Source organism: Anaeromyxobacter dehalogenans 2CP-C (assembly GCF_000013385.1).
Lineage (GTDB): Bacteria > Myxococcota > Myxococcia > Myxococcales > Anaeromyxobacteraceae > Anaeromyxobacter > Anaeromyxobacter dehalogenans_B.
Genome location: NC_007760.1, coordinates 4,244,509 through 4,271,328, shown reverse-complemented (window position 1 = coordinate 4,271,328; position 26,820 = coordinate 4,244,509). Strand labels below are relative to the sequence as shown.

Genomic DNA, 26,820 nt, shown 5'->3' with positions numbered 1-26,820 from the left:
CGGCGCCAGCGCCGGGAGGGGCCGTCAGTGCTGGACCGGCGGCTCGGCCTCGCCGCCCGGCAGCGGCACGGCCGGCCGGAGCGGCAGCGTCACCTCGAAGTCCGCGCCCTCGCCGGGCGCGCTCTCCACCCGCACGGTGCCGCCGTGCGCCTCCACGATGCGCTTCACGATGTACAGGCCCAGCCCGAGCCCGCCGTAGTTGCGCGACGACACCGCCCGCTCGAAGCGCTCGAAGATCTGCCGCTGGTCGGCCGCGTCGATGCCGATGCCGTGGTCGCGCACCCGCAGGAACGCGCGCCCGTCGCGCGCGCCGTAGGAGACCTCGACCGGCTTGCCGGCGCCGTACTTCACCGCGTTCGAGAGCAGGTTCGTCGCCACCTGCGAGATCCGCAGCCGGTCCCAGCGCCCGTGCACCGGCGCGCCGCTCACGGTGACCTGCGAGCCCGCCTGGGCCGCCTCGTCCTCGAGCTGCGCGACCGCCTCGCCCACCGAGTGGCCGAGGTCCACCTCCTCGAGGTCGAGCTCCAGCCGGCCCATGTGGATCCGCGAGACGTCGAGCAGCGCGGCCACCAGCTTCTCCAGCCGCTGGCCCTGCCGCTCGGCGGTGGCGAGCACCCGCTCCACGTACGCGGCCGGGAGCGACTCGAGCGCCTCCCGGCTCGCCACGCGCCGCATGTTCTCGAGCGCCAGGCGCAGCGCGGTGAGCGGGGTGCGCAGCTCGTGCGACGCGATGGAGAGGAACTCGTCGCGCGCGGCCACCGCCGCCTGCGCCTCGCCGTACAGCCGCGCGTTCTCGAGCGCCTGCGCGGCGCGGTGGGCGAGGTCCTCGAGCAGCGCCTCGTCCTCGGAGGTGTAGGGCGCGCCGCCCGTGTCGCGCATGAGCGTGATGTGCCCGACCACCGTCCGGCGCTGCTCCAGCGGCGCGATGAGGAGGCTGGAGACGCCCTCGAGGTAGGGCAGGTACTCCGGCTTCATCTCGTTGCGGATGATCTCGCGGGTCAGGTGCGGGATGCGCAGGGGCTTCCCGGAGGCGAGGACGCCGGCGGTGATGCCCTCGCCGGTGCGCTGCGGCGAGGCGAGCAGCACGCGGCGGCGCAGCGCGGCGCGCTCCGGCGACGGGTGGTACACGGCCACCGGCACCAGCCACGCGCCGTCCTCGGAGACCACGCGGATGAGCGCGCCGTCCCCGATGAGCTCGGAGAGCCGCCGCGCCACCGTGTCGAGCGTGGTCTTGTAGTCGAGCCCGGCCGCGAACACGCGCGAGGCCTCGGCCAGCGCCTCCAGCCGGCGCGCCTGCCGGCGCAGCGCGGTCTCGGCCCGGGTGCGGTCGGTCACGTCGATGCCGGTCGAGACGATGCGCTCCACCTCGCCGGCGGCGTCGAACAGCGCGGCGTTGGACCACGCGATGAGGCGCGCCTCGCCGTCGCGGGTGCGCCAGTGGACCTCCTGCTGGTTGGGGAAGTCCTTCGCGAGCATCCGCGTGAACGCCCGGCGGATGCCGTCGCGCTCCTCCGGCAGCAGCAGCACGTCCCAGAACGGCCGGCCCAGGATCTCGCCCGCGCGCCAGCCGGTCACCCGCGTGCAGGTGCGGTTCCAGCGGAGGACGCGCCCCTCGCGGTCGAGCACCACCACCAGCGCGCCGGCGCTGTCCGCCACCGCCTCGGCCACCGCCTGGTCCTCGGCGAGCGCGCGCAGCCCGTCGCGCAGCGCGGCGGCGTCGGGGAGCGGGCCCCTCCGCGCCGCGTCGTCCAGCAGCGCGCCCAGGCGTTCGAGGAGCCGTCGGCGATCGGGGGTCGGCGGCACGGGGAACCTCTCAGTACTCGAACCCGCTCCCGCCGATGAACTCGCGGATGAGCGAGGTCGGCGGGACGTGGTCCGGGTAGATGGAGACGAAGCGGTCCACCAGGTAGCGGAGCCGGTGCGCGGTCGGGAAGGCCGGGTGGTCGGGCGGGACCTCCAGCAGGTAGCGCTCCGCGTAGACCTTCAGGACGGCGGGCTCGTAGATGAGCGAGGTGTCGAACACCGCGTCGGCCTCGTCCTGGTACGGGAAGATGTGCTCGCGCTCGCCGGCCTGCACCGAGGGCCAGCGCATGATGTTCTCCGCCGCGGAGTAGCCGCGGTGGTGGCGGTCGCGGATGATCCGGCGCAGCAGGCGGAGGTCGGTGGCCGACACGCGCGTGAGCCGGTCGAACGGGAGCGTGGTGGCGGGGTGGACGAACGCCCGGTACAGCTCGCCGGCGCGCGGGATGGCGCCGAGCAGCCGCGGGTTGAGGCCGTGGATGCCCTCCAGCATGAGCACGTCGCCCCGGCGCAGCTGGATGACCGGCCCGCCCTCCGGGCGGCTCCGGCCGGTGAGGAACTCGTAGCGCGCCGTGCGCACCGCCTCGCCCGCGAGCAGCCGGCGGACGTGGTCCTGGAGCAGCGGCAGGTCGAGCGCCTCCAGCGCCTCGAAGTCCCACTCGCCGCGGGCGTCGCGCGGGGTCTTCTCGCGGTCCACGTAGTAGTCGTCGAGCGAGATGCCCACCGGGTTCACGCCGTCGATCTGGAGCTGGACGGTGAGCCGCTTGATGAACGTGGTCTTGCCCGACGACGAGGGCCCGGCGATGGAGATGATCCGGATCCGCTCGCGCCCCGCCGCGATGGCGTCGGCGATCTGGCCGATCCGCTTCTCGTGGAACCCCTCCGCCACGCGGATGAGCTGGGTCACCTGGCCGGAGATGCACAGGTCGTTGAACGCGCCCACGCTGGTCACGTCCATGGCGTCGAGCCAGGCGCGGTGGTCGCGGACCATGTCGCCGGGCCGGCGCGGCCGCGGGCGCGGCGTCGCGCCGTGGCCGTTGCGCGGGTCGAGGCGGCCGAGGTCGAGCAGCAGGCCGTCGTCCCCGTCCGCGGGCTCGAGCCGCCAGCCGCGCAACGCGCCGGTGGACGGCAGCAGCGGCCCCATCGACAGCGCGTAGACCTCGCCGCACGACACCAGGCGCACCGTGGCCTGCCGGCGGACGCGCAGCAGCCGGGCGGCGTCGCTCCAGCCGCGCTCCAGGAACCACCCCTGCGCCTCGTCGGTGGACCAGTACTCGCTCCGGAAGGGCGCGTCGGCGGCGACGATCCGCTCCATCCCGGCGGCGAGGCGCGCCGCCAGCCCGGCGCGGTCCTCGTCCGCGCCCTCCACCACCACGAGCTGCCGCGTCCCGAGCGACGGGCCCATGCGCACCCGCGCCGCCGGCGCGACCTGGTGCGCGGCCTCCAGCAGCACCAGCCCGAGCGAGTGGGCGTAGACCTGCCGCCCCTCCCAGTGCGAGACGGTGAGCGGCGCCACGGTCGTGTCGGTGAACACCGGCGTCGCGAGCGACACCGGCTTCTGCCCGAGCAGCCCCGCCACCACCAGGTCGCCGTCCAGGGCCTCGGGCAGCAGGTCGCGCACGCGCGTGCCGGTGCGGATGCGCCGCGCCTCGCCCATCACCTGGACGGTGACCTCCTGGGCGCGCGGCAGCGAGCGGCCGCGCAGCAGCAGGTCCATGTCGCCGCTCACGCGCTCGAGGTCCTCGGCGAGCGCCGCCGCCATGCCGATGGCGAGCTGGGTCGCGACCGCCGGCGCGTCGCGCTCCAGCTCGGCGAGCGCGGCCGGGGACAGGCGCGCCACGGTGAGCGGGCCGTCGGAGATCACCGTCTCCCCCCGGTGCCGCCCGCCCAGCGCGGCCAGCTCGCCGAAGTGGTCGCCCGGCCCGAGCCGGCGGAGCGCGAGCTGCTCGCGCCGCAGCGTCGCGGTGCCCTCGAGGACGAGGTACAGGTGCCGGCCCGCGTCGGCGTCGCCGTGCACGCGGGTGCGCGCCGCGAAGGTCAGCCGCTCGGCCCCGGCCAGCAGCCGCTCGCGGCCGGCCGCGTCCAGGCGGGCGAGCAGCGGGCTGCGCTCCAGGGCTGGGGCGGGCGGGCGGGACAGGTCCTGTGGCCGGATGGCCATCCGGTGGGCGCCTCCTGGGCGGGGCCTACGATGCTAGCGCGTCCAGGGTGCGCGCGAAAGCGCACCCCGCCTCTGCGTGCGGCAGGCCGCCGGCGCGGCTCAGAGCACCCGCAGGAACAGGCACTTCAGGTACCGGGTCTCCGGCACGCCCGCGAGCTCGGGGTGGTCGCGGCCGGCACCGCGCCGCTCCAGCACCTGCACCCGGCGCCCGGCGTCGTTGGCGGCGTCGAGCACCAGCTCCTCCAGCATCTCCGGGGAGAGGTGGTAGCTGCACGAGGCGGTCACGAGGACGCCGCCGGGCACCAGCACCTGGAGCGCGCGGAGGTTCACCTCCTTGTACCCGCGCCGCGCCGCCGGCAGCGACTCCTTGTTCTTCGCGAACGCGGGCGGGTCGAGCACCACGAGGTCGAAGGCCGGCTCCTCCTCGGAGCGATCGCGCAGGTAGTCGAAGGCGTTCTCCTCGACGACCTCCAGGTTCTCGGCGCGGTTGAGGGCCGCGTTCTCGCGCAGGAGCCCCGCCGGCACCGGCTGCATCTCGACCGCCGTGACCCGCTCGGCCCGCCGCGCGAGCTGGAGCGCGAAGCCGCCCGCGTAGCTGAAGCAGTCCAGGCAGCGGCCGGTGGCGTACTCGCCCGCGCGCAGGTGGTTCTCGCGCTGGTCGAGGAACGCGCCGGTCTTCTGGCCGGCGAGCACGTCCAGCCTCATCCGGACCTCGCCCTCGCGGTACTCGAGCGGCCCGGGCGCCGGGCCGCGCAGCACGCCCTTCACCTGCTCCAGCCCCTCCAGCTCGCGCACGCGCACGTCGTTGCGCTCCACCACGGTGCGCAGGTCGAGCGCGCCCGCGAGCAGCTCCGCGATGAGCCCCTTGCGCCGGTCGGTCGCGGGCACGAGCGTCTGCACCACCGCCACGTCGCCGTAGCGATCCGCCACCAGGCCGGGGAACAGGTCCGCCTCGCCGTGCACCAGCCGGACGAAGCGGTCCTCCGCGAAGACGCGGCGGCGCAGCGCGATCGCGTCCGCCAGGCGCGCGGCGAGGAAGGCCTCGTCCACCGGCACCTCGTCGCGGGTGACGAGCCGCAGCGCGATCTTGGAGCGCGCCGACCAGAACGCCTTGCCCAGGAACCGCCCGCGCCCGTCCACCAGCGCCACCACGTCGCCCGCCTCGGCGCCGGCCGGGGCCTTCTCCACGTCGGTCCGGTAGATCCAGAAGTGGCCCCGGGCGATCCGCTCGGCGCCGCGGCGCGTGATCGTCACCTTCCGCTCGTCCATGGCGGCACTCCGTACAGGAGGATGCGCTCCGGCGCCAGGGGAGACCGCCGGGGCGCGGCTACACGTCCACCGCCTCCCGGAACGCGGGCTGTCCCTCCGCCTCCTGGAGGCGGCAGGCGGCCATCCGCGCGTCGTGGCCGAACACCACCACGCCGTCGTCCTCGAGCGCCTCGGCCATCAGCACCCGCTTCTCCTCGAGCGTGAGGAGCGGCTGCACGTCCCAGGCCGAGATCCAGGCCGGGCGCAGGTGCAGGTGGGTGGGGATGAGGTCGCCCGCGAACACGAGGTGCGAGCCGTCGCCCTCGAAGCGCGGCAGCTGCAGGCCGGCGGTGTGGCCCTCCGAGACCACCAGGTCCAGGCCGGGGAAGAGCTGCACCTCGCCCTCGACGAGGTGCAGCTGCTCCGACCGCTCCAGCGGCTCGAAGTCCTCGGGCAGGAAGCCGTGCGCGTCCTTCTCGCTCGGCGAGTGGGCCCAGTGCCAGGCGCGGCGCTGCAGGTGGTGCACCGCGCGGGGGAACGCCAGGCGCGGCGCGCCGCCCGCCTCGAGGCGCACCAGGCCGCCGGCGTGGTCGAGGTGGAGGTGGGTGAGGAGCACGTCGGTCACGTCGTCGCGGGCGAGGCCCAGGCGCGCGAGGCCGGCGTCCAGGCCCACGCCGGCGCGGTCCACGGCGTGGCGCTCGAGCCGCCGCGCGTCCCAGCGATCGCCGACGCCGACGTCCACGAGCACCACCCGCCCCGCGTCGCGGTCCACCGCCACCAGGCACCGGGACACGAGCGGCACGCGGTGCAGCGCGTCGGCCGGGAGCTGCCGCTCCCACAGCGGCCGGGGCACCACCCCGAACAGCGCCCCGCCGTCCACCGCGTAGCGGGCGTCCACCAGGCTCGCGACCTCGTACCTGCCGACGCGCATGCCTCGACGCTACACCACGCGCGCGCCGGCCGGATCACCCCGCGACGCGCCGCGCGAGCCGGCGGGCCGTGCAGGCCCGCAAGGGGCGGGCATCGCGTGAGGACCGGCGCCACATAGCCCGCACCCTACGTGCGGCCCCCCGCTGCCCACCCCGAGTGCGGGGCCCACCTTGCAGGCCGGAGGTGTCCGCGTGCCCTATCGTGCCCACTGGATCGCGCTGTTCGTCGTGCTCGCCGGCTCGTTCGCCATCCTGGGCGGCTACGCGCCGAGCATCTACTCGTCCGCGCCGCCGCTGCCGGACCGCGTGATCGGCCCGGGCGGCACGACGGTGATCGACGGCGGCGCCATCCTGCGCGGGCAGAACGTGTGGCAGTCGATCGGCGGCCAGGAGGTCGGCTCGGTGTGGGGGCACGGCGCGTACGTCGCGCCGGACTGGACCGCCGACTGGCTCCACCGCGAGGCGAACGCGATCCTCGACCGGTGGGCGCGGGCGGAGGGCGGGGGCCGGTACGCGACGCTGTCGCCGGAGCGCCAGGCCGCGCTGCGCGAGCGGCTGCGCACCATGCTGCACGAGAACACGTACAGCGAGGACGCCCGCACCATCCGCGTCGGCCCGGAGCGCGCCGCCGCGTTCGAGGAGCTGGCGCGCCACTACGCCGCGGTGTTCCGCGACGGCGTGGACGCGTACGCGATCCCGGCCGGCGCGCTCTCCGACCCGGCGCGGGCGCGCGACATGGCCGCGTTCTTCTGGTGGACGGCCTGGGCCGCGGTCACCGACCGGCCCGGCCAGCAGGTCACGTACACGCAGAACTGGCCGCACGATCCGCTCGTCGGGAACCGCCCCACCGGCCAGGCGGTGGTCTGGAGCGTCATCTCCTTCGTGCTGCTGCTCGCCGGCATCGGCGCGCTGGCCTGGTACCACGGCGGCCGCAAGGAGCCGGAGACCGTCGCGGAGGAGCTGCCCATGCGCGACCCGCTGTTCGGCCTGCGCCCGACGCCGAGCCAGCGCGCCACCGTGAAGTACTTCTGGGTGGCCGCCGCGCTGCTGGTGGTGCAGATCGCGCTCGGCGCGCTCACCGCGCACTACGGCGTGGAGGGCTCGAAGCTGTACGGCTTCCCGCTCGCCGAGATCCTGCCGTACTCGGTGACGCGCACCTGGCACACCCAGCTCGGCATCTTCTGGATCGCCACCGCCTGGCTCGCCACCGGCCTGTACGTCGGACCCGCGGTGTCCGGCTTCGAGCCGCGCGGGCAGCGCCTCGGCGTGAACCTGCTGTTCGTGTCCCTCGTGGTCATCGTGGTCGGCTCGCTGGCGGGGCAGTGGCTCTCGGTGATGCAGCGGCTCGGCGGCGAGAGCTGGTACTGGTTCGGCCACCAGGGCTACGAGTACGTGGACCTGGGGCGCTTCTGGCAGATCTTCCTGTTCGTGGGCCTGTTCCTGTGGCTGGGCCTCATGCTGCGCGCGCTCTGGCCGGCGCTGCGGCGCCCCAGCGCCACCCGGCCGCTGCTGCTCCTGTTCGTCCTCTCCAGCCTCGCCATCGCGCTGTTCTACGGCGCCGGGCTCATGTACGGCCGCACCACCAACCTGGCGGTGGTCGAGTACTGGCGCTGGTGGGTGGTGCACCTGTGGGTCGAGGGCTTCTTCGAGGTGTTCGCCACGGTGGTGATCGCGTTCCTGTTCGTGCGGCTCGGGCTGCTCCACCCGGACAAGGCGACGCGCGCGACGTTCTTCTCCACCACCGTGTTCCTGGCGGGCGGCATCGTGGGCACGTTCCACCACAACTACTTCGCCGGCACGCCGTCGTCGGTGATGGCGCTCGGCGCGACGTTCAGCGCGCTCGAGGTGGTCCCGCTCACGCTGGTCGGGCTGGAGGTCTGGCAGAACATCCGGCTCACCCGGGCGCGGACCTGGGTGAGCGCCTACCGCTGGCCCATCTACTTCTTCGTCTCGGTGGCGTTCTGGAACCTGGTGGGCGCGGGGCTGTTCGGCTTCTTCATCAACCCGCCCATCGCGCTGTACTACATGCAGGGGCTCAACACGACCCCGGTGCACGGCCACGCCGCGCTGTTCGGCGTCTACGGGATGCTGGGCATCGGGCTGATGCTGTTCTGCCTGCGCGCGCTGCGCCCCGGGGCGGCGTGGAAGGAGCGCCCCATGGCCTGGTCGTTCTGGCTCATCAACGCCGGCCTCGCGATGATGGTGATGATCTCGGTGCTGCCGGTCGGCATCCTGCAGACCTGGGCCGCGGTCGAGACCGGCACGTGGTGGGCGCGCAGCGCCGAGTTCATGCAGACGCCGCTCATGAACACGCTGCGCTGGCTGCGCGTGCCCGGCGACACGGTGTTCGCGGCGGGCGCGCTGGTGCTGGGCTGGTTCGTGCTGGGGCTCGCCACCGGCTGGTCGCTGCGCCGCACCGGCCGCGTGGACGAGGGCGCCACCGACGTCACCGAGGAGGAGGCGCCGGCCGACGCCGGCGCCTGAGCGGCCGCCGCGGCGCTACCTCGCGCGCAGGTACTGCTTCGGCCACGGCCCCTCGTGGCCCAGCGCCTTCGAGGCGCGGAGCGGGAACCGCGGGTCGCGGAGCAGCTCGCGGGCGAGCAGCACGAGGTCGGCCTGGCCGGAGCGGATCACGTGGTCCGCCTGCTCGGGCGAGGTGATCATGCCGACCGACCCGGTGGCGATGCCGGCCTCGCGACGGATCCGCTCGGCGAAGCCGGTCTGGTAGCCGGGGCCGGCCGGGATCTTCACGCCCGGGACCAGGCCGCCGGTGGAGACGTCCACCAGGTCCACCCCGAGCCCCTTCAGCGCGCGGCACAGCTCCACCGACTGGTCGGCGTCCCAGCCGCCCTCCGCCCAGTCCGTCGCGGAGATGCGGACCAGCACCGGGAGCTCCTCCGGCCAGGCGGCGCGCACGGCCGCGGTGACCTCGCGCACCAGCCGCGTCCGGTTCTCGAAGCTGCCGCCGTACGCGTCGGCGCGGTGGTTGGTGAGCGGCGAGAGGAACTGGTGCAGCAGGTAGCCGTGCGCGGCGTGCACCTCCACCACCCGGAAGCCGGCGGCGAGGGCGCGGCGCGCGGCGGCGGCGAACGCGTCCACCACGCCGCGGACGCCGGCGAGGTCGAGCGCCCGGGGCGCGGGATGACCGTCGGTGAAGGGCAGCGCGCTCGGCGCCACCGCCTGCCAGCCGCCGTCGGCCGCCGCCACCGGCCCGCCGCCGTCCCACGGGGCGGCGGTGGAGGCCTTGCGGCCGGCGTGGGCGAGCTGGATCCCCATGGCCGCGCCCTGCCCCTCCGCGAAGCGCACGATCCGAGCGAGCGGCTCGATCTGGCCGTCCTCCCACAGGCCGACGTCGAGCGGCGAGATGCGGCCGCGCGCCTCCACGCCGGTGGCCTCGACCAGCACCAGCCCGGCGCCGCCGGTGGCGAACGCGCCGAGGTGGACGAAGTGCCAGTCGTTCGCCCGGCCCTCGGTGGCCGAGTACTGGCACATGGGCGAGGCGGCGATGCGGTTGCGGAGGGTGACGGAGCGGAGCGCGAGCGGGCTGAAGAGGTGCATGCGCATATGGAACGCCGCCCCGCGCGCTCCGCAAGCCAAACGTTCACGCGGCCTGGCGGCCGGCGGGCCGCGGCGGCTCGACGCAGGCCGGCGCGGGCGCGATCTCGCCGCTCCCCCCGGGCACCCGGAACCAGCCCACCGTCCGCGCCAGCTCCTCGGCGTTGTCGGAGAGCGCGGCGGCCGAGCCGGCCAGCTCCTCCGAGGCGGCCGCCTGGCGCTCCGACGCGCCGGCGAGCCCGTGGAGCACCTCGCCGATGGCGCGCGCCGCCTGGTGCTGCCGGCCGGCGGCCTCGGTGATGCGCTGCACGCGCTCGCTGGTGGCGCCGATGGAGGGCAGGGCGCGCGCGATCAGCTCGGCCGCGCGATCCGCCGCGGCCACGCTGCCGCCGGCCAGCTCCCCGATCTCCTGCGCGGCGACGCGGCTCCGCTCGGCCAGGCGCCGCACCTCGGTCGCGACCACCGCGAAGCCGCGGCCGTGCACGCCGGCGCGGGCCGCCTCGATGGCCGAGTTGAGCGCGAGCAGGTTGGTCTGGTACGCGATCTCGCCCACCACGCCGATCTTCTCGGCGATGGCCCGCATCGCGAGCGCCGTCTCCCGCACCGCCTGGGCGCCCTCGCCGGCGTCGCCCGCGGCGCGCCGCGCCAGCTGGTCGGTGGCGCGCGCCTCCGCGGCGGCGCCGTCGATCTCGGTGACGAGCTCGCGCACCGCCTCGCTGGACCGGGCCACGTCGGAGGCCTGCCCGCTCGACGCCTCCGCCAGCGCGCCCGCCACCGTGCGCGTCTCCTCGGCCGCCGAGGCGATCGCCTCCGAGGCCCCGCGGACCTCGCCCACCACCGCGGAGAGCCGGTCGGCCATCCCGGAGAGCGCGTCCAGCACGCGGCCCGGCTCGTCGCGGGCGGCGTCCGGGATGCGGACGGTGAGGTCGCCGGACGCCACCGCGCCGGCGGCGCGCACCGCGCGCGCCAGCGAGCGCCGGACGCCGCGCGCCACCAGCGCCGCGCCGCCCAGGATCACCGCGACGATGAGCGCGCCGGTGCCGAGGACGCGGAGCGCCTCCTGGCGGACCGCCGCGTCGAGGTCGTCCACGTACAGCCCGGAGCCGACCACCCAGCCCCACGGCTGGTACTGCGTCACGAAGGAGATCTTCGGCACCGGCACGGTGCTGCCCGGCTTCGGCCACAGGTAGTCCACGAAGCCGCTGCCGCGCGCGCGCACCGTGCGGACGAACTCCTGGAAAAGCAGCTTGCCGTTCGGGTCGCGGTAGCCGGACAGGTCCTGCCCGTCGAGCTGCGGGTTGGTCGGGTGCATGACCATCCGCGGCTCGAGGTCGTTCACCCAGAAGTACTCGGAGCCGTCGTAGCGGAGCGCGCGGAGCGCCTCGAGCGCCGCGCGCCGCGCCTCGTCGGCGGAGATCTCCCCGCGGGCGGCGCGGGCGCCCTGGTGCTCGACGAGCCCGTGCGCCGCCTCCACCAGCGCCCGGACCTTGGCCTGGCGCTCGGCGAGCATGCGCGCCTCCAGCACGCGGACCGACTGCCACGAGAGCAGGAACAGGCCGGCGGCGCCGGCGAACAGCACCAGGCGAAGGCGGGTGGAGATCGACAGGTTGGCGAGTGCGTGCAGCATCCGTCCTCCAGGGGGCTCCCCGCCCGAGCCCAATGGAAGGTTCATGCCGACGGGTGCGCGATCTCGCACGGGTCGGATCCGCCCGGAGCGTAAATACATGTTTTCAATGGCTTGCCGCGCGTGAAGGGCGCGCTGACCCATACGTAGGGTTCGCCTCGGGGCGGGTGGGGCGAGCCTCCGGGTCGAGGCGGCGGCGCGGCAGGTTACCCGCCGTCGCCGGTGGGCTCGCGCGCACCCGGCTCCACCTCGTCGTCCGCGGCGGGCTCGCCCTCCCGCGGATCGACCGCCCCCAGCTCCGAGGTCCGGACGGAGGCGCCGGGGTCCGGGGCGTCGAAGCCGGCGCGGGGCACGACGTCGTCGCTCCGGGGCGACCGCAGCGCCGGGCCAGCCGCTCCCGGCGCGCGGCGGACGCCGCCTCCGCGCATGTGGGGCCCGCTCCGGTCGGCGCGATCGCGGTAGGTCGGCTCCGGCCGCCCGCGCGCCACCCCCGCCTCCAGCTCGGCGGGGCTCTTCACCTCCACCACCTCCGGCCCGCGCCGCCGCGGCGCCGCGCCGCGCTCGCCGTCGCCGCGCTCGCCGTCGCCGCGCTCGCCGTCGCCGCGCTCGCCGCCGCCCCGCAGGCCGCCGCCCCGCAGGCCGCGCAGCCGCGCCGCCGCCTCCCGGAGCGCCGCGGAGGCCGCGCCGAGGCCGCGCCGCGCCGGCGCCGTCCGCGCCAGGAGCCAGGCGCCCAGGAAGCCGCCCGGGAGCCGGAGGAGCCCGCGACCGAAGAGCGCGCGCGCGAGCAGGAAGCCGGCCGCGGCGCCGGCCGGGCGCTCGGGGCGGCGCGCCGCGGCGGCCCGGACCTGCTGCACCGCGCGGGCCGCGCGCTCGGCGCCCATCGACGCGCGCACCTCCAGGCGCTCGAGCTGCGCGCGCGCCTTCCCCGGCGCCTCGCGCAGCGCCCTCGCGGCGCGCGCCCGCCGCTCCGCCCCGCGCCCCGGCGACAGGAACCACGCCAGCGACGCGACCGCCGAGGCCGCCGCCAGCCCGCCCGCCCCGAGCGCCGCCGCCCGGCCCGTCCGCCCGCGCCGAATCCCGAGTGCCATGCGCCGCCCCCCGTCCGCCCGTCACGCTAACCACGGCGCGCGTGGCCGGGGGCGCCGCCCGCCGGCGAACGCCTTACGGTGACGGTGGTGAGGATCGACGCGCCGCCGGGGCAGCCGGCACCGACCGTCGCGCGGCGCCGGCTCGCCGCCGGGGCCGAGGTGGTGGACGAGGGGGTGCACTTCCGCGTCTGGGCGCCGGCCCGTTCGCGCGTGGAGGTGCGGATCGAGGGCGCGCGCGAGGCCGGCCACCCGCTAGCGCCGGAGCCCGGCGGGTGGCACGCGGGGCTGGTGCCGGGCCTGCGCGACGGGGCGCGCTACCGCTACCGGCTCGACGGCGGGGGCGCCTACCCGGACCCCGCCTCGCGCTTCCAGCCGGAGGGGCCGCACGGGCCCTCCCAGGTGGTGGATCCCTCGCGCTTCCGCTGGACGGACGCGGGCTGGCGCGGGCTCCGGCCGCGCGGGCAGGTGCTCTACGAGCTGCACGTCGGGACGTTCACGCCGGAGGGGACCTGGGCCGCGGCGGAGCGCGAGCTGCTGGCGCTCGCCGAGCTGGGCGTCACCGCCGTGGAGGTCCTGCCGGTCGCGGAGTTCCCGGGCCGGTTCGGCTGGGGCTACGACGGCGTGGACCTGTTCGCGCCCACGCGGCTCTACGGCCCGCCCGACGACCTCCGGCGCTTCGTGGACCGCGCGCACGCGCTCGGGCTCGGGGTGCTGCTCGACGTGGTCTACAACCACCTCGGGCCGGACGGCTGCTACCTGCGGGAGTTCGCGCCGGGCTGGTTCTCCACGCGCTACCACGGCGAGTGGGGCGACCCGCTGAACTTCGACGGCGAGGACGTCGGGCCGGTGCGCGAGCTGGTCGGCGACAGCGCCGCGGCCTGGATCTCCGAGTACCACCTCGACGGCCTTCGCCTCGACGCGACGCAGGGGATGTTCGACGCGTCGGAGGAGCACGTGGTCGCGCTGGTCGCGCGGCGCGCGCGGGCGGCGGCGGCCGCCGCGGGCCGGACCATCCTGGTGGTCGCGGAGAGCGAGCCGCAGGACGCCGCGCTGCTCCGCCCGCGGGCCGAGGGCGGCATGGGGCTCGACCTCGCCTGGAACGACGACCTGCACCACTCGGCGGTGGTCGCGGCCACCGGCCGGCGCGGCGCGTACTACCACGACCACCGCGGCGCGCCGCAGGAGCTCGTCTCGGCGGCGAAGCGCGGCTACCTGTTCCAGGGGCAGCGCTACGCCTGGCAGGGCAAGCGCCGCGGCCGCACCACCCGCGGCCTGCCCCCGCGCGCCTTCGTCGCCTACCTGGAGAACCACGATCAGGTGGCGAACCACCCGCGCGGCGAGCGGCTGCGCGCGCTCACCAGCCCCGGGCGCCACCGCGCCCTCACCGCGCTGCTGCTGCTCGGGCCGTGGACGCCGCTCCTGTTCCAGGGCGCCGAGTTCGGCTCGACGCGGCCGTTCCTCTACTTCGCCGACCACGGGGGCGAGCTCGGGCACCGCGTGCGCGAGGGGCGCGGCGCGTTCCTGCGCCAGTTCCCGGCCGTCGCCGGGCCGGACATGCGCGACGCGCTCCCGGATCCGGCCGACCCGGAGACGTTCGCCCGCTGCCGCCTCGATCCCGGCGAGCGCGCCGCCGGGCGCGAGCTCCGCGCGCTGCACCGGGACCTGCTGGAGCTGCGCCGCCGCACGCCGGCGCCCGGCGACGGCGAGGCGGAGCTGGACGGCGCGGTGCTCGCCCCGGAGGCGCTCTGCCTGCGCTGGCTCGCGGACGGCGCGGGCGACCGGCTGCTCCTCGTGAACCTGGGTCCGGACCTCGAGGCCGACAGCCTGCCCGAGCCGCTCGTCGCGCCGCCCGACGGGCGCGCCTGGCGCGTCGCGCTCTCGACCGAGGACCCGCGCTACGGCGGCGCCGGGACGCCGGCGCTGGACGACGCGGCCGGGTGGACGGTGCCGGCGCACGCCGCGCTCCTGCTCGAGCCGGCGCCGGAGGGCGCGGCATGATCGAGCTGCCGGTGCGGCAGGGCTGGGCGCCGGGCGACGGCGCCGAGGCGCTGCTGGAGCGCGAGTGGCTGGTCGCGAACGGGCTGGGCGGGTACGCCAGCGGCACGCTCGCGGGCGCCTGCACGCGCCGGTACCACGGGCTGCTCGTGGCCGCGCTGCCGGGCGTCGGGCGCGCGGTGATGCTCTCGCACCTGTCCGACCGGGTCCGGCTCGCGGATGGCCGGAGCATCCGGCTGGCCGGGGACGAGCGGTCGGTGGGGCTCGCGCTGCACGGCGCCGAGCACCTCCGCGGCTTCCGGCTCGAGGGCGGGCTGCCGGTGTGGACCTACCGGCTCGACGGGGCGGTGCTGGAGCGGCGCGTGGCGCTCGTGCACGGCCAGAACACGGTCCACGTCTCCTACCGGCTCCTCGACGGCGACGGCCCGGTGCGGCTCACGCTGCGGCCCGGCGTTCACTTCCGCCCGCACGACGCGCCCGTGTCCGGGCCGGTGCCGGCCTACCGCCTGGTGGCGGCGCGGGGCCGGTTCGAGGTCGCCGGCGACGACCCGCGCTTCCCGCCGCTGCGCCTGCTGCTGCACGGCGCGCGCGCCGCGTTCACGGTCGAGGAGGAGCGGCTCGCCGAGGTGGTCTACCGCGTGGAGGCGAGCCGCGGCTACGACACGCAGGGCGACCTGTTCAGCCCCGGCTTCTTCCGCGTGGACCTCGGGCGCGAGGCGCCGGTGACGCTGGTCGCGTCCACCGAGCCGTGGGACCAGGTGACCGCGCTCGCGCCCGACGAGGCGCTCCGGGCCGAGCGCGCGCGGCGGGAGGCGCTGCTGGCGCGCGCGCCGGAGGCGGCGCGGCAGGGCCCCGCGGCCGAGCTGGTGCTCGCCGCCGACGCGTTCGTGGTGGCGCCGGCGGGCCGGGTGCAGGAGGAGGCGCGGGCGGAGGGCGACGCGCCGCGCACCGTGATCGCCGGCTACCACTGGTTCACCGACTGGGGCCGCGACACGATGATCTCGCTGGAGGGGCTGGCGCTCTGCACCGGCCGCGCGCGCGACGCCGCCGCGATCCTCCGCGCGTTCGCCCGCCACGTGCGCGACGGGCTCATCCCCAACCTGTTCCCGGAGGGCGACGCGGAGGGGCTGTACCACACCGCCGACGCCACGCTCTGGATGTTCCACGCGGTGGACCGGTACGTGCGGGCCACCGGCGACCGGCAGCTCCTGCGCCGGCTGCTGCCGGCGCTCCGGGACGTGGTCGCGCACCACCAGCGCGGCACGCGGTTCGGCATCGGGGTGGACCCGCAGGACGGGCTGCTCCGCCAGGGCGAGCAGGGCTACCAGCTCACCTGGATGGACGCGAAGGTGGAGGGCTGGGTGGTGACCCCGCGCCGCGGCAAGGCGGTCGAGATCAACGCGCTGTGGTTCAACGCGCTCGCGAACCTGGCGCGCTGGCTCGAGGAGGAGGGGGAGGGCGAGGCCGCCCGCGCGGCGGCGGAGGCGGCCGCGCGCGCCCGCGCGTCCTTCAACCGGCGCTTCTGGAACGCGCCGGGGCGGCAGCTCTTCGACGTGGTGGACGGCGAGGACGGCCGGGACGATCCCGCCTGCCGGCCCAACCAGCTCCTCGCCATCTCGCTGCCCAGCCCGGTGCTCGAGCGCGACCGCTGGGCGCCGGTGCTCGAGACGGTCCGCGAGCGGCTGCTCACCCCGGTGGGCCTGCGCTCGCTCTCCCGCGATCACCCCGAGTACAAGGCGACGTACCACGGGGACCTGCGGACCCGCGACGCCGCCTACCACCAGGGCACGGTGTGGAGCTGGCTCGTGGGCCCGTGGGTGGACGCGTGGCTGCGCGTGCACCCGGGCGACCTCGACGGCGCGCGGCGGGCGCTCGACGGGCTCGTCGGCGAGCTCGGCCACGCCTGCCTCGGGCAGATCTCGGAGGTGTTCGACGCCGAGCCGCCGTTCACGCCGCGCGGCTGCGTGGCGCAGGCGTGGGGCGTCGCGGAGCTGCTGCGGTCGCTGCTGCGCGTCTCCGGGGCCGCCGCGGCTCAGGAGCCGGGGTCGCGGTCGGGATCCGGCCGCGAGCTCGGGTAGTCGCTCTGCTCGCCGAGCAGCTCCGGCGCCTCCTCGCGCTCGGGCGCCGGGACCACGCCCGCGCGCCGCGGCGGCACGTCGTCCGGCTCGCGCCGCTCGCCCGGCACCCGCAGGTCTCCCGGCCCCTTCGCCCCGCCGGCGGGCACGCTCGCCCCGCCCGTCTCGCGCCGCTCGGCCGCCTCGCGCGCCCGGTCGGCCGCCTCGTCCGTCCACTCGTTCTCGGCCATGCCCCACGCTGCGCATCCGGCCGCGCTCGCGCCGCGCGGGGCGCCCCTGCATCTTCTCGTGCGCGCGGCCGCCCCGGCCGCCATGTCCGGCCGGCACCCCGCGACGGAGGAGAGGCCATGCTTCGCACCACGCAGGACGTCGTCGAGCTGCGCCGCTGGGCCGAGGCCCGCGAGGCACGCCCGTGCCGCGAGGAGGCGAGCGGGCGGCTCGCGCTGGCCATGCCGGGCGAGTCCTGCCCCGCGGCGATGCGCGAGGTCGGCTGGGACGAGTTCGAGCCGGCCTTCGCCTGGATCCGCGCGGTGGCCGTCTACGACGACGCGCCCGGCGGCCGCCGCTGGTTCGTGGGCGCCTACGACGAGGCGCACGCGTTCGTCGCGTCGTGCCGGACCCGCGGCCTCGGGCGCGGGGAGGGCGCCGGCGCCGCGCGCTGACCGACCGGCCGACCCCGGCTCAGCGGCTCCCGGTCGCGCCCTGCGCCGGCATCGCGTCGAGCGCGCGGGCCGCGGCGCGGACGAGCGGGGTGGCGGAGACGGGCGAGCCGGTGGCCTTCTTCATCCACAGGTCGGGCGAGACCGCGCCCACCGTGGTCATCCGCTCGACCTCCGAGCCCAGCGTCGCGCCCTTCGGCAGCGCGGCGAGGTGGTCCTCGATCTGCGCGGAGATGAGGCGGCCCACCGGGTAGTCGGGGACGTAGAGGACGTTCGAGACGATGTGCGAGTAGATGGCGAGCAGCGGGACGTCGCGGGCGCCGAGCACCGGCGCGTACCAGCGGTTCCACACGTCGCGCGCGATCCCGAGCGTCGCCTCGCGGAGCTGCGCCGGGGTGGCCTGCGGGTGCGCGTACATCCACTTCCAGATCCCGAGGTCCACCAGCGCCACGCCGGAGATCTCGTAGGCGTCCCACAGGTCGCTCACCGCGCGCAGCCGCTGCTCCTCCGCGCCCGGCCCCGGCAGCCCCAGCACCTCGAGGTCGCGCGCCTGGAACACGAACGCGATGGCCTCGGTGAAGGCGGTGTTCGGCACGCCCTGCAGCAGCGTCGAGTCCACGCCGTAGAGCGAGAACGTCTGCTCCACGTTGTGGCCCAGCTCGTGGACCGCGATGTTGAAGCCCTTGTAGTCCATGCCGTCCGGGCCGACGCGGGTGCGCAGGTGGGCCTGGTCGCCGCGGCGCGCCGCGCCCATGGCGTGGCCCGAGCCGCGGGCCGGGTCCACCGCGATCCGCTCCGCCAGCCAGGCGGCCTTCTCCGGCGCGAACCCGAGCCGCTGGAGCACGTTCGGGAGGTCCTTCGCGAACGCGGCCGGCGTCGGGTAGCGCTTGCGCGTCATCGTGTCCAGCTCCGCCTCCGACTGGCGCGCGCGCGGCTTGAAGCCCGGGTACCAGATGTCGAACGGCTCCAGCTTGCGCCCGAGGCGCGCCTCGATGAGCGCCGCGATGCGCTTGATCTCCGGCGCGCCCAGCACCTCCTCCAGCATCGCGACCACCCGCGCCTCGGGCAGCTCGCGCTCCAGCTCGAACTTGCGGGCGATGAGCGTGGGCGCCGAGGGCGAGTACGGGTCCGCGGCGCGCTGCGCCCGGAAGTTCGCGAGGATGCGCGCGTAGCGCTGGTCGGCCTCGCGCGCGCCGTCCACCTTCGCGCGCGGCTTCGCCCCGCCCTCGATCTCGTCGGCCGGCGCCGGGCGCACCGCGTTGGTCCACGGGTTCCAGTCGGCGGTCGGGTCGTTCACCACCGCGGCCGGGATGGTCTGCGTCACGATCCGCTCCATCACCTTGGCGATGGCGCGCTGCCGCGCGAGGCCCTGCGGGTCGGCGTACTGCGCCTTCAGCTCGTCGCGCAGGTTCCAGTGCGAGAGCAGCCGCTTGCCCTTCGGGAAGAGGCGCGCCCCCTGGTCGTCCACCAGGTGGTGCACGTAGACGTTGTAGTCGGCGATGTAGAGGTCGGCGTCCGCGCCGGCCTTCGCGATCTCGCGGTTCACCGCGGCGGGCACGCGGCGCGCGAAGCGGTTCGCGAGCCGCGCCTCGGCCCACTGGCGCCGCGACCAGCCCTCGCCCTGGCGGAGCCGCTCGTCGAGCGTGGTGAGCGGGAAGTTGAGCAGCGCCGCGAACGCGATCTTCCCGTCGAACAGGTCGTCCACCACGTGCGCCGAGGGGTCGTACGCGGCCAGCAGCCCGTCCACCGGCTGCATGGGCCCGACGTCGAGCTGCGCGAACGAGGAGAGCGTCCGGGCGATCTCCAGGCCGTTCCCGTCGAGCGCCTCGAAGCTCGCCTCGAAGCGCTTGAACGTCTGGTCGAGATCGCTCCCGCGCGGGCGGAACTGCTCCACGCACAGCGCCTCGAAGGCCTTCGCGTCGCCGTCGGCGGGACGCCAGAAGGCGGCGGCCTGGGCGGCGCCGCGGGCGGCGCGATCCCGCTCGGGCTCGCCGTGCTTCGCGACCAGGGCGGCGGTGCAGCGCTCGACGGCGCGGGCGAGGGCGGGCGGGGGCTTCGGGGCGGCGGTCATGGCGAGGGCGACCAGGGTCGCGGCGGCGAGGGACATGGGCGCGCACTCTACCGCGAACCCTTCCCGGCGTTCCCGGCCTCTCACGCCTGCAATGAGGGGCGCCGCACGCCCCCGAAGGAGACACGTCATGACCGCCGAACGCGGTGTCCGCATCCTCGCCGGGACCTTCGTCCTCGTCTCGCTCCTGCTGGGCGCCCAGGCCAGCCCGCTGTTCGTGAACGCGAGCTGGCTCTGGCTCACCGTCTTCGTGGGCGCGAACCTGTTCCAGAGCGGCTTCACCGGCTTCTGCCCGGCCGAGATCATCATGCGGAAGGCCGGCCTGCGGGGCGCCCCCGTCCCCGCGCCGTCGCAGCGCTGAGCCCCGCCGCACGCAGGCCGGGACCGCCCTCCCTTCGGCGGGCGTGCCCGGCCTGCGCTCCGCGTTGACCGGGCGGATCGCCTGCGCTAAACGCGCGGACGACCATGCGCCGGACCCACCGCGGACTCACCGTCGTCGCCCTGCTCCTCGGGATGTTCCTCGCCGCGATGGAGATGACGGTCGTCTCGACCGCCATGCCGTCGGTGGTGGGGGAGCTGGGTGGGCTGGCGCTGTACGCCTGGGCCTTCGCCGCCTACATGCTCACCGCCACGGTGAGCGTGCCCATCTACGGCAAGCTCGCCGACCTGAAGGGCCGCAAGGTGGTGATGCTGTTCGGGCTCGCGCTGTTCGTGGCGAGCTCGATCGCCTGCGGGATGGCCCGGTCGATGGAGGCGCTGGTGGCCGCGCGGGCGCTGCAGGGCCTGGGCGCCGGCGCGATCCAGCCCGTCACGCTCACCATCGCCGGCGACCTGTTCGAGCCGGAGGAGCGCGCGCGCATCCAGGGGGTGTTCGGCGCGGTCTGGGGGCTCGCCGGCCTGGTCGGGCCGCTGCTCGGCGGCGCGATCGTGCACCTCGCCTCCTGGCGCTGGGTCTTCTGGCTGAACGTGCCGTTCGGCCTCGGCTCGGCGCTGGTGCTGGCGCTCGTCTACCACGAGCGGCCCGAGCGCCACGCCCACCGGCTCGACGTCGCCGGGGCGGCGCTGCTCTCGATCGCGGTGGTCTCCGCGCTGCTCGCGGTGCGCTCGCCCGCCACCGGGCTGCTGGCGCTGCCGCTCGGCGCCGTCGCGCTGGCGGCGTTCCTGGCGGTGGAGCGGCGGGCGCCGGAGCCGCTCCTCCCGCTCGACCTGTTCCGCGACCGGGTCATCGCCGTGTCGTCGGCGGCGAATGCGCTGCTCGGCGCGGCGATGCTGGGCATGGTCACGTTCGTGCCGCTGTGGGTCCAGAGCGTGCTCGGCGGGACGCCCACGCAGGCGGGCAGCGCCATCGCGCCCATGGCGGTGGGGTGGCCCATCTGCAGCGCGCTGTCCGGGCGGCTCCTCCCGCGCACCGGCTACCGCGCGCTGGTCCGCGCCGGCATGGGCCTCACCGCGGTCGCCGCCGGGGCGCTGGCGCTGCTGCTCCGCCCGGGCGTGCCGCTCCTCGTGCCCCAGGCGCTCGCGTTCGCGTACGGCGCCGGCATGGGCCTGGCCTCCACGCCGCTCGTCATCGCGGTGCAGGCCAGCGTGCCCTGGAACCGGCGCGGCGTCGCGACCGCCACCACCATGTTCTTCCGCACCATCGGCGGCACGCTCTCGGTGGGCGTGCTCGGCGGCGTGCTCGCGCACGCGCTCGCGAGCGGCGGCGCCGACGGGGCGCTGGTCTCGCGCCTGCTCGGGCCGGAGCGGGCGTCGATCGACGCGGGCGTGCTCGCGCCGCTCGCGGGGGCGCTGCAGGGCGCCATGGGCAGGATCTTCGCGGCGGTGGCGGTGATCGCCGGCGCGGCCTTCGCCGTGGGCCTGCGCTTCCCGCGCCTCGCGCTCGCGGCGCGGACCCCGGAGCGCGCCGGCGCCCCTCCGGCCCCGGACCGCCCGTGAGCCGGCCCGCCCGCGACGTCGCGACCCTGTTCGCCACCCGGGCCGTCCGGCTGTTCGCGTACGGCCTGCTCTCGGTGGTGCTGGTGCTGCACCTCGAGGCGGCCGGGCTCGACCAGCCGCGCATCGGCGCGCTGCTCACGCTCACGCTGCTCGGCGACACCGCGCTCTCGCTGTGGATCACGACGCGCGCCGACCGGATCGGCCGCCGCCGCATGCTCGTGCTCGGCGCGCTCCTCATGGTGCTCGCCGGCGCCGCGTTCTCCGCCACCACCGCGTTCCCGCTGCTGCTCCTCGCGGCCACCGTCGGCGTGATGAGCCCGTCCGGCAACGAGGTGGGGCCGTTCCTCGCCATCGAGCTGGCGGCGCTCACGGAGGCGGTGCCCTCGCAGCGGCGCACCGCGACGTTCGCCTGGTACCAGCTGGCCGGCGCGCTGGCGACCGCGCTGGGCGCGCTCGCCGGCGGCGCGCTCGCCGGCGCGCTGCAGCGCCGCGGCCTCGCCCCGCTCGCCTCCTACCGCGCCGTCACCGCGCTGTACGGGGCGCTCGGCCTGGTGCTCGCGGCGGCGTTCCTGCGGCTCACCCCGCGCGTCGAGACCGCCCCGCGCTCCGCGGCCTCGCCGCGCGCCGCGTTCCTCGGGCTGCACCGCTCCCGCCGCACCGTGCTGGAGCTCTCCGCGCTGTTCTCGCTGGACGCGTTCGCGGGCGGCCTGGTGGTGCAGAGCTTCGTGGCGTGGTGGTTCCACCGCCGCTTCGGCGCCAGCCCGGCCACCATCGGCGCGATCTTCTTCGGGGCGAACGTGCTCGCCGGGATCTCGGCGCTGTCCGCCTCGGCCATCGCGCGGCGCATCGGCCTCGTGAACACCATGGTGGCGACGCACCTGCCCTCGAACCTGCTGCTGGCGCTGGTGCCGCTCATGCCCACGCTGCCGCTCGCCATCGGCGTGCTGCTGCTGCGCTTCTCCATCTCGCAGATGGACGTCCCGACGCGCCAGTCCTACACGGTCGCGGTGGTGGATCCCGACGAGCGCTCCGCCGCGGCCGGGGTGACCGGCATCGCGCGCACGGTGGGCTCGGCGCTCGCGCCGGCGCTGGCGGGCCCGCTCTACGCCGGCGCCGGCGCGCTGGCGAGCGTCCCGTTCCTGCTCGCGGGCGGCCTCAAGGTCCTCTACGACCTGCTGCTCTGGCGGCGCTTCCGCGCGCTGCGCCCGCCCGAGGAGCGCTGACCGCGGGCGGCCTCAGAACCCCTGCGCGATCCGCAGCCCGGCCGCGAACGCGTCGAGGCGCTGCCGCTCGCCGAACAGGTGCGGCCGCAGCACGGTGAAGCGCCCCTCCACGCCGAGCGAGGTGTGGCGCGCCACCTTCACCATGGCCGCGAGCGCGCCCCAGCCGCCGAGCGACGCGTCCTCCTCCTTCTCGCTCGCGACCGCGGTGGTGGCGCTGCTGGCCACGTCGCGCTCCGCGCTCAGGAAGTGCACCGCGACGCCGGCCGCGGCCGAGAGCTCCACCGGGCCCACCGGCAGGAACGCGCGGAGCCCGCCGCCGACCGGCACGTCCCACAGCCGCGGCTCCACCGTGCGCTCGACCCCGGCGGCGTCGCGGACCGCCGCGGCGGCGGAGGACGGGCGGGCCACGCCGGCGCCCATCTCCGCGCCGAGCCAGGGGAGCAGGCGGAGGCCGAGCGTGAGCTCGCCCTCCGGGCCGGGATCGAGGCCGGCCATGGACGGGCCGGCCGGGAGCCAGGCGCCGGCGCGGAGCGCCAGCACCTGCGCGTCGGGGCCGTCGTCGTCGGCCCGGGCGGCCGGGGCCGCGACGACGGCGAGGACGGCGGCGAGGCAGGCGAGTGCGAGCGGTCTCATGCCGGCGAGCGTGGCACGGACCGGGGCCGCCGTCACGCGCGGCGCGCGGCGGCGAAGCCGCGTTCGAGGTCCTCGCGGAGGTCGTCCACGGCCTCGATCCCGGCGGACACGCGGATGAACCCGTCCGCGATCCCGAGCGCCTCGCGCGTCTCCTTCGGCACCGAGGCGTGGGTCATGATCGCGGGGTGCTCGATGAGGCTCTCCACGCCCCCGAGCGACTCGGCGCACGCGAAGATCCGGACGTGCTCGAGGAACGCGCGCGCCGCCGGCAGGCCGCCGCGGATCACGAACGTGAGCATGCCGCCGAAGCCCTTCATCTGCCGGGCGGCGAGCGCGTGCTGCGGGTGCGAGGCCAGGCCCGGATAGGTGACCCGCTCCACCTGCGGGTGGCCGTCGAGGAAGCGCGCCAGCGCCAGCGCGTTCTCGGCGTGGCGCTGCATGCGGACGTGCAGCGTCTTCAGGCCGCGCAGCACCAGGAAGCTGTCGAGCGGCCCGGGCACGCCGCCGACCGCGTTCTGCAGGAACGCGAGCCGCTCGTGCAGCGCGTCGTCGGAGGTCACCACCGCCCCGCCGATCACGTCGGAGTGGCCGTTCAGGTACTTGGTGGTGGAGTGGGCGACGAGGTCGATGCCGAGCTCGAGCGGCCGCTGGAAGTACGGGGTGGCGAAGGTGTTGTCCACCACCGTGCGCGCCCCGTGCGTCCTCGCGATCCGCGCCACCTCGGCGAGGTCCACGATCTTCAGCATCGGGTTGGTGGGGCTCTCGATCCACACCAGCCGCGTGTTCGGGCGCAGCCCGCGCTCCACGTTGCGCGGGTCGCTCATGTCCACGTACGAGAACTCCAGCCCGTGGCGCCGGAACACCTTGTCGAAGATGCGGAAGGTGCCGCCGTACACGTCGTCCGAGGCGAGCACGTGGTCGCCCGACTGCAGCAGGTGGAGGATGGCGTCGGTGGCGGCCAGGCCCGAGGCGAACGCGAGCGCGTGCCGCCCGCCCTCCAGCGCCGCCAGGCAGCCCTGGAGCGCGTCGCGGGTCGGGTTGCGGGTGCGCGAGTACTCGAACCCCTTGTGCACGCCCGGCGAGGCCTGCACGTAGGTCGAGGACAGGTACACCGGCGTCATGATCGCGCCGGTGGTCGGATCCGGCGCCTGGCCGGCGTGGATGGCGAGGGTGTCGAACCCGGGCTTCGTCTCGGCGTCGGCCATGGTCGCTCCGTGGGAGGGGCGGCGCGGCTACCGGAGCCGCTGCGCCAGGAACTCGATGAGGTCGATCTTGGTCACGATGCCGGTGACCCGATCGCCCTCCTTCACGACCGCCACGTGGTCGTCGTTGAAGATGTCGCGCAGGCGGGCGAGGGCGGTGTCCGGCTCCACCACGCCCTGCAGCGGCTGCACCAGCGGCTCGACCACCTCGGTGAGGCGGTGCTTCCCCTCGATGAGGAAGTTGAGCAGGTCGTACTCGTGGATCATGCCGATGGCGCGGCCGGTGTCGTCCACCACCGGCATCTGCGAGATGTCGTGCTCCTTCATCTTCTTCACCACCGCCTCGACCTTGTCGGTCTTGCGCGCGGAGATGACCTCGCCGCGGCGGCGGCCGAGCACGTCCTTCACGGTGGCCGCGGACACCGGGCCGCCCGCGCCCACCGGGAAGCCGTTGTCGCGCATCCACTCGTCCGAGTAGAACTTCGAGATGTAGGCGCGCCCGCCGTCGGGCAGCGGCACCACGATCACCTTGCCCTTGCCGAGCTCCTTCGCGAGCTTCACCGCGACGTGCACCGCCGCGCCGGAGGAGCCGCCGGCGAGGACGCCCTCCTCGCGGGCGAGCCGCCGCGCCATCACGAAGGAGTCGGCGTCGTTCACCTGGCGGACGTCGTCGAGGACCGAGAGGTCCATGGCGCCGCACATCATGTCCTCGCCGATGCCCTCCACCTTGTAGACGTGGGGGTGCGAGAGCTTCCCGGTCTTGAACATCGAGTGGTACACGGAGCCGATCGGGTCCACGCCGACGTTGAGGATGGCGGGGTTCTTCTCCTTGAAGAACTTCCCGCAGCCGCTCATGGTCCCGCCGGTGCCCAGGCCCGCCACGAACGCGTCGAGGCGGCCGCCGGTCTGCTCCCAGATCTCCGGGGCGGTGAGCTGGTAGTGGGCCTCGACGTTGTCGAGGCTGTGGTACTGGTTCACGTAGAAGCTGTTGGGCGTCTCCGCCGCGATGCGCTTCGCCACCGAGTAGTAGCTGTCGGGCGAGTCGGCCGGCACGTTGGTCGGCGTCACGATCACCTTCGCGCCGAACGCCTTCAGCGTGTCCTGCTTCTCCTTCGACATCTTGTCCGGCATGGTGAACACGCAGCGGTACCCCTTCACCGCCGCCGCCATGGCCAGGCCCACGCCGGTGTTGCCGCTCGTGTTCTCGACGATGGTGCCGCCGGGCCGGAGCAGGCCGGAGCGCTCCGCCTTCTCGAGGATGTGCACCGCCATGCGGTCCTTGATGGAGCCGCCGGGGTTCAGGTACTCGAGCTTCACGAGCACGGTCGCGTCGTCCGGACCGGTGAGCTTCTGCAGGCGGACGAGCGGCGTGTGCCCGATCGCGGAGAGGACGGTCTCGTGGTAGGCCATGGGGGCTCCGGATCCGGAAAGATCGACGGGAATCCCGGCGTTATAGGCAGGCGGCGTGACCCCCGTCAACGCGCCGGACCGGTCCGGCGCGAGCCAGAGGAGAGGCCCACGGCATGAGCGAACCCGAGCAGACCGAGGCCCGCGTGCGCGCGGCGGTGGCGCGCGCCACCGGCGAGGACGTCTCCCGCGCGCCGGTGCGGCGCCTGGCCGGTCACGCGTCGCTGCGGAGCTACTGGCGAGTCGGCGAGCGCCCGCGCTCGCACGTGGTCATGGTGATGCCGCCGGACGCGAAGCCGGAGGAGGTCACGAAGGGCGGCGCGCCCGCGGTGAACCCGTTCGTGGACGTGCAGCGCTACCTGGCCGGCCTGGGCGTGCGCGTGCCCGCCATCCTCTCCTTCGAGGAGGCCGAGGGGCTGATGGTGCTGGAGGACCTCGGCGACGAGATGCTCGAGACCCGCCTGCTCGCCGGCGCGCCCCGGGCGCGCCTGTACGAGGACGCCATCGACCAGCTCGCCCGGCTCCGCGCCGCGGCCGAGGCCCGGCCGGGCGGGTGCGTCGCGTTCACGCGCGCGTTCGACGAGGAGCTGTACCGGTGGGAGCTGGATCACTTCCTGGAGTGGGGGCTCGAGGCGTGGAAGGGCGCGCGGCTCTCGCCGGAGGAGCGCGCGGTGGTCGATCGCGACTTCGACCGGATCGCCGCGGCGCTCGCGGCGGAGCCGCGCGGGTTCACCCACCGCGACTACCAGTCGCGCAACATCATGGTGCTGCCGTCCGGCGCGCAGGCGGTCATCGACTTCCAGGACGCGCTGCTCGGGCCACGCCAGTACGACCTCGTGGCGCTGCTGCGCGACAGCTACGTGGAGCTAGAGCCCGAGCTGATCGAGGCGCTGCTTCGCCGCTGGCTGGACCGGTTCGCCGCCGCCGGCGGACCGCGGCTCGAGTACGGGCCGTTCCGCGCCACGTTCGACCTGCTCACCGTGCAGCGCAAGCTGAAGGACGCCGGCCGCTTCGTGTTCATCGACCGCGTGAAGGGGAACCCGGGCTTCCTGGTCTCCATCCCGGCCTCGCTGCGCTACGTGCGCGAGGCGCTCGCGCGCCGTCCCGAGCTGGCCGAGCTGCAGCGCGTGCTCGCGCGCCACGTGCCCGAGCTGGCGCCCTGAGCCGCGCCCCGGGCGCCGCTGCGCGCCATCACTGACAGGGCAAGAACGGGGCCGTCCC

Annotated in this window: 20 protein-coding genes; 8 read left to right on the top strand and 12 right to left on the bottom strand. The window is 75.8% G+C overall.

Going from position 1 to position 26,820, the window contains the following annotated elements:
• Positions 1–24: 24 nt before the first annotated feature.
• From ADEH_RS19240 to ADEH_RS19225, 4 genes are all read right to left on the bottom strand, one after another.
• Entirely contained in the window at positions 25–1,803 is a 1,779-nt protein-coding gene (locus tag ADEH_RS19240) for a sensor histidine kinase (RefSeq protein WP_011422772.1), read from the bottom strand.
• Between the two features lie 10 nt (positions 1,804–1,813).
• Complete coding sequence (locus tag ADEH_RS19235; RefSeq protein WP_011422771.1) at positions 1,814–3,958, bottom strand: cyclic nucleotide-binding domain-containing protein; 2,145 nt, start codon at positions 3,956–3,958, stop codon at positions 1,814–1,816.
• Positions 3,959–4,057: 99 nt separating this feature from the next.
• A complete protein-coding gene (locus ADEH_RS19230) occupies positions 4,058–5,227 on the bottom strand; it encodes a class I SAM-dependent rRNA methyltransferase (protein ID WP_011422770.1) in 1,170 nt (389 codons plus the stop codon).
• 58 nt (positions 5,228–5,285) lie between these two features.
• Complete coding sequence (locus ADEH_RS19225) at positions 5,286–6,137, bottom strand: MBL fold metallo-hydrolase (RefSeq protein WP_011422769.1); 852 nt, start codon at positions 6,135–6,137, stop codon at positions 5,286–5,288.
• Positions 6,138–6,327: 190 nt separating this feature from the next.
• Here ADEH_RS19225 and ADEH_RS19220 point away from each other — a divergent pair, with 190 nt between their 5' ends.
• A complete protein-coding gene (locus tag ADEH_RS19220; protein ID WP_011422768.1) occupies positions 6,328–8,619 on the top strand; it encodes a nitric-oxide reductase large subunit in 2,292 nt (763 codons plus the stop codon).
• Positions 8,620–8,634: 15 nt separating this feature from the next.
• Here ADEH_RS19220 and ADEH_RS19215 read toward each other — a convergent pair whose 3' ends face one another.
• From ADEH_RS19215 to ADEH_RS19205, 3 genes are all read right to left on the bottom strand, one after another.
• On the bottom strand, positions 8,635–9,693 hold the full coding sequence (locus tag ADEH_RS19215; protein ID WP_041453970.1) for an NADH:flavin oxidoreductase/NADH oxidase: 1,059 nt from the start codon (positions 9,691–9,693) through the stop codon (positions 8,635–8,637).
• Positions 9,694–9,736: 43 nt separating this feature from the next.
• Positions 9,737–11,317, bottom strand: coding sequence for a cache domain-containing protein (locus ADEH_RS19210; protein WP_011422766.1), 1,581 nt, complete (start codon positions 11,315–11,317; stop codon positions 9,737–9,739).
• A gap of 203 nt (positions 11,318–11,520) precedes the next feature.
• Positions 11,521–12,402 carry a hypothetical protein gene (locus ADEH_RS19205; RefSeq protein ID WP_011422765.1) on the bottom strand — a complete coding sequence of 294 codons (882 nt, stop codon included), beginning with the start codon at positions 12,400–12,402 and terminating at the stop codon, positions 11,521–11,523.
• Positions 12,403–12,489: 87 nt separating this feature from the next.
• Between ADEH_RS19205 and treZ the strand changes: the two genes are divergently transcribed.
• Complete coding sequence (gene treZ, locus ADEH_RS19200) at positions 12,490–14,400, top strand: malto-oligosyltrehalose trehalohydrolase (RefSeq protein WP_011422764.1); 1,911 nt, start codon at positions 12,490–12,492, stop codon at positions 14,398–14,400.
• Entirely contained in the window at positions 14,397–16,475 is a 2,079-nt protein-coding gene (locus ADEH_RS19195; RefSeq protein WP_011422763.1) for an amylo-alpha-1,6-glucosidase, read from the top strand. Before treZ ends, ADEH_RS19195 begins: the two co-directional genes overlap by 4 nt.
• Here ADEH_RS19195 and ADEH_RS19190 read toward each other — a convergent pair.
• Positions 16,430–16,702, bottom strand: coding sequence for a hypothetical protein (locus ADEH_RS19190; RefSeq protein ID WP_041453705.1), 273 nt, complete (start codon positions 16,700–16,702; stop codon positions 16,430–16,432). The two genes, ADEH_RS19195 and ADEH_RS19190, sit on opposite strands and share 46 nt — an antisense overlap.
• Before the next feature lie 117 nt (positions 16,703–16,819).
• Between ADEH_RS19190 and ADEH_RS19185 the strand changes: the two genes are divergently transcribed.
• Positions 16,820–17,134 (top strand): hypothetical protein, encoded by a 315-nt coding sequence (locus ADEH_RS19185; protein WP_011422761.1) that lies wholly within the window; start codon positions 16,820–16,822, stop codon positions 17,132–17,134.
• A gap of 19 nt (positions 17,135–17,153) precedes the next feature.
• On the opposite strand, the gene ADEH_RS19180 is transcribed toward ADEH_RS19185, so the two are convergent.
• Positions 17,154–19,238 carry a hypothetical protein gene (locus ADEH_RS19180; protein ID WP_011422760.1) on the bottom strand — a complete coding sequence of 695 codons (2,085 nt, stop codon included), beginning with the start codon at positions 19,236–19,238 and terminating at the stop codon, positions 17,154–17,156.
• 91 nt (positions 19,239–19,329) lie between these two features.
• Here ADEH_RS19180 and ADEH_RS19175 point away from each other — a divergent pair, with 91 nt between their 5' ends.
• From ADEH_RS19175 to ADEH_RS19165, 3 genes are all read left to right on the top strand, one after another.
• A complete protein-coding gene (locus ADEH_RS19175) occupies positions 19,330–19,560 on the top strand; it encodes a YgaP family membrane protein (RefSeq protein ID WP_011422759.1) in 231 nt (76 codons plus the stop codon).
• A gap of 104 nt (positions 19,561–19,664) precedes the next feature.
• On the top strand, positions 19,665–21,134 hold the full coding sequence (locus ADEH_RS19170; RefSeq protein ID WP_011422758.1) for an MDR family MFS transporter: 1,470 nt from the start codon (positions 19,665–19,667) through the stop codon (positions 21,132–21,134).
• Positions 21,131–22,357: an MFS transporter gene (locus tag ADEH_RS19165; RefSeq protein ID WP_011422757.1), complete on the top strand. Its 1,227-nt coding sequence runs from the start codon at positions 21,131–21,133 to the stop codon at positions 22,355–22,357. Before ADEH_RS19170 ends, ADEH_RS19165 begins: the two co-directional genes overlap by 4 nt.
• Before the next feature lie 12 nt (positions 22,358–22,369).
• On the opposite strand, the gene ADEH_RS19160 is transcribed toward ADEH_RS19165, so the two are convergent.
• From ADEH_RS19160 to ADEH_RS19150, 3 genes are read right to left on the bottom strand one after another with little or no spacing between them, the layout of a single operon-like run.
• On the bottom strand, positions 22,370–22,990 hold the full coding sequence (locus ADEH_RS19160) for a hypothetical protein (protein ID WP_232287340.1): 621 nt from the start codon (positions 22,988–22,990) through the stop codon (positions 22,370–22,372).
• Positions 22,991–23,022: 32 nt separating this feature from the next.
• Positions 23,023–24,195, bottom strand: coding sequence for a cystathionine gamma-synthase (locus ADEH_RS19155; RefSeq protein WP_011422755.1), 1,173 nt, complete (start codon positions 24,193–24,195; stop codon positions 23,023–23,025).
• Positions 24,196–24,222: 27 nt separating this feature from the next.
• The gene (locus ADEH_RS19150; protein WP_011422754.1) at positions 24,223–25,602 is read right to left on the bottom strand and encodes a pyridoxal-phosphate dependent enzyme; all 1,380 of its coding nucleotides are present in this window, start codon (positions 25,600–25,602) and stop codon (positions 24,223–24,225) included.
• 113 nt (positions 25,603–25,715) lie between these two features.
• Between ADEH_RS19150 and ADEH_RS19145 the strand changes: the two genes are divergently transcribed.
• Positions 25,716–26,762, top strand: a complete 1,047-nt coding sequence (locus ADEH_RS19145) for an aminoglycoside phosphotransferase family protein (RefSeq protein WP_011422753.1) — start codon at positions 25,716–25,718, stop codon at positions 26,760–26,762.
• Positions 26,763–26,820: the final 58 nt, after the last annotated feature.

Bases quoted from the DNA above. Each gene is read 5' to 3' on its own strand.
- ADEH_RS19170 (WP_011422758.1), top strand. From the start codon at position 19,665: ATGCGCCGGACCCACCGCGGACTCACCGTCGTCGCCCTGCTCCTCGGG.
- ADEH_RS19225 (WP_011422769.1), bottom strand. From the start codon at position 6,137: ATGCGCGTCGGCAGGTACGAGGTCGCGAGCCTGGTGGACGCCCGCTAC.
- ADEH_RS19235 (WP_011422771.1), bottom strand. From the start codon at position 3,958: ATGGCCATCCGGCCACAGGACCTGTCCCGCCCGCCCGCCCCAGCCCTG.
- ADEH_RS19190 (WP_041453705.1), bottom strand. From the start codon at position 16,702: ATGGCCGAGAACGAGTGGACGGACGAGGCGGCCGACCGGGCGCGCGAG.
- ADEH_RS19150 (WP_011422754.1), bottom strand. From the start codon at position 25,602: ATGGCCTACCACGAGACCGTCCTCTCCGCGATCGGGCACACGCCGCTC.
- ADEH_RS19230 (WP_011422770.1), bottom strand. From the start codon at position 5,227: ATGGACGAGCGGAAGGTGACGATCACGCGCCGCGGCGCCGAGCGGATC.
- ADEH_RS19210 (WP_011422766.1), bottom strand. From the start codon at position 11,317: ATGCTGCACGCACTCGCCAACCTGTCGATCTCCACCCGCCTTCGCCTG.
- ADEH_RS19180 (WP_011422760.1), bottom strand. From the start codon at position 19,238: ATGTCCCTCGCCGCCGCGACCCTGGTCGCCCTCGCCATGACCGCCGCC.
- ADEH_RS19185 (WP_011422761.1), top strand. From the start codon at position 16,820: ATGCTTCGCACCACGCAGGACGTCGTCGAGCTGCGCCGCTGGGCCGAG.
- ADEH_RS19155 (WP_011422755.1), bottom strand. From the start codon at position 24,195: ATGGCCGACGCCGAGACGAAGCCCGGGTTCGACACCCTCGCCATCCAC.
- ADEH_RS19205 (WP_011422765.1), bottom strand. From the start codon at position 12,402: ATGGCACTCGGGATTCGGCGCGGGCGGACGGGCCGGGCGGCGGCGCTC.
- ADEH_RS19195 (WP_011422763.1), top strand. From the start codon at position 14,397: ATGATCGAGCTGCCGGTGCGGCAGGGCTGGGCGCCGGGCGACGGCGCC.
- ADEH_RS19160 (WP_232287340.1), bottom strand. From the start codon at position 22,990: ATGAGACCGCTCGCACTCGCCTGCCTCGCCGCCGTCCTCGCCGTCGTC.
- ADEH_RS19145 (WP_011422753.1), top strand. From the start codon at position 25,716: ATGAGCGAACCCGAGCAGACCGAGGCCCGCGTGCGCGCGGCGGTGGCG.
- ADEH_RS19175 (WP_011422759.1), top strand. From the start codon at position 19,330: ATGACCGCCGAACGCGGTGTCCGCATCCTCGCCGGGACCTTCGTCCTC.
- ADEH_RS19215 (WP_041453970.1), bottom strand. From the start codon at position 9,693: ATGCACCTCTTCAGCCCGCTCGCGCTCCGCTCCGTCACCCTCCGCAAC.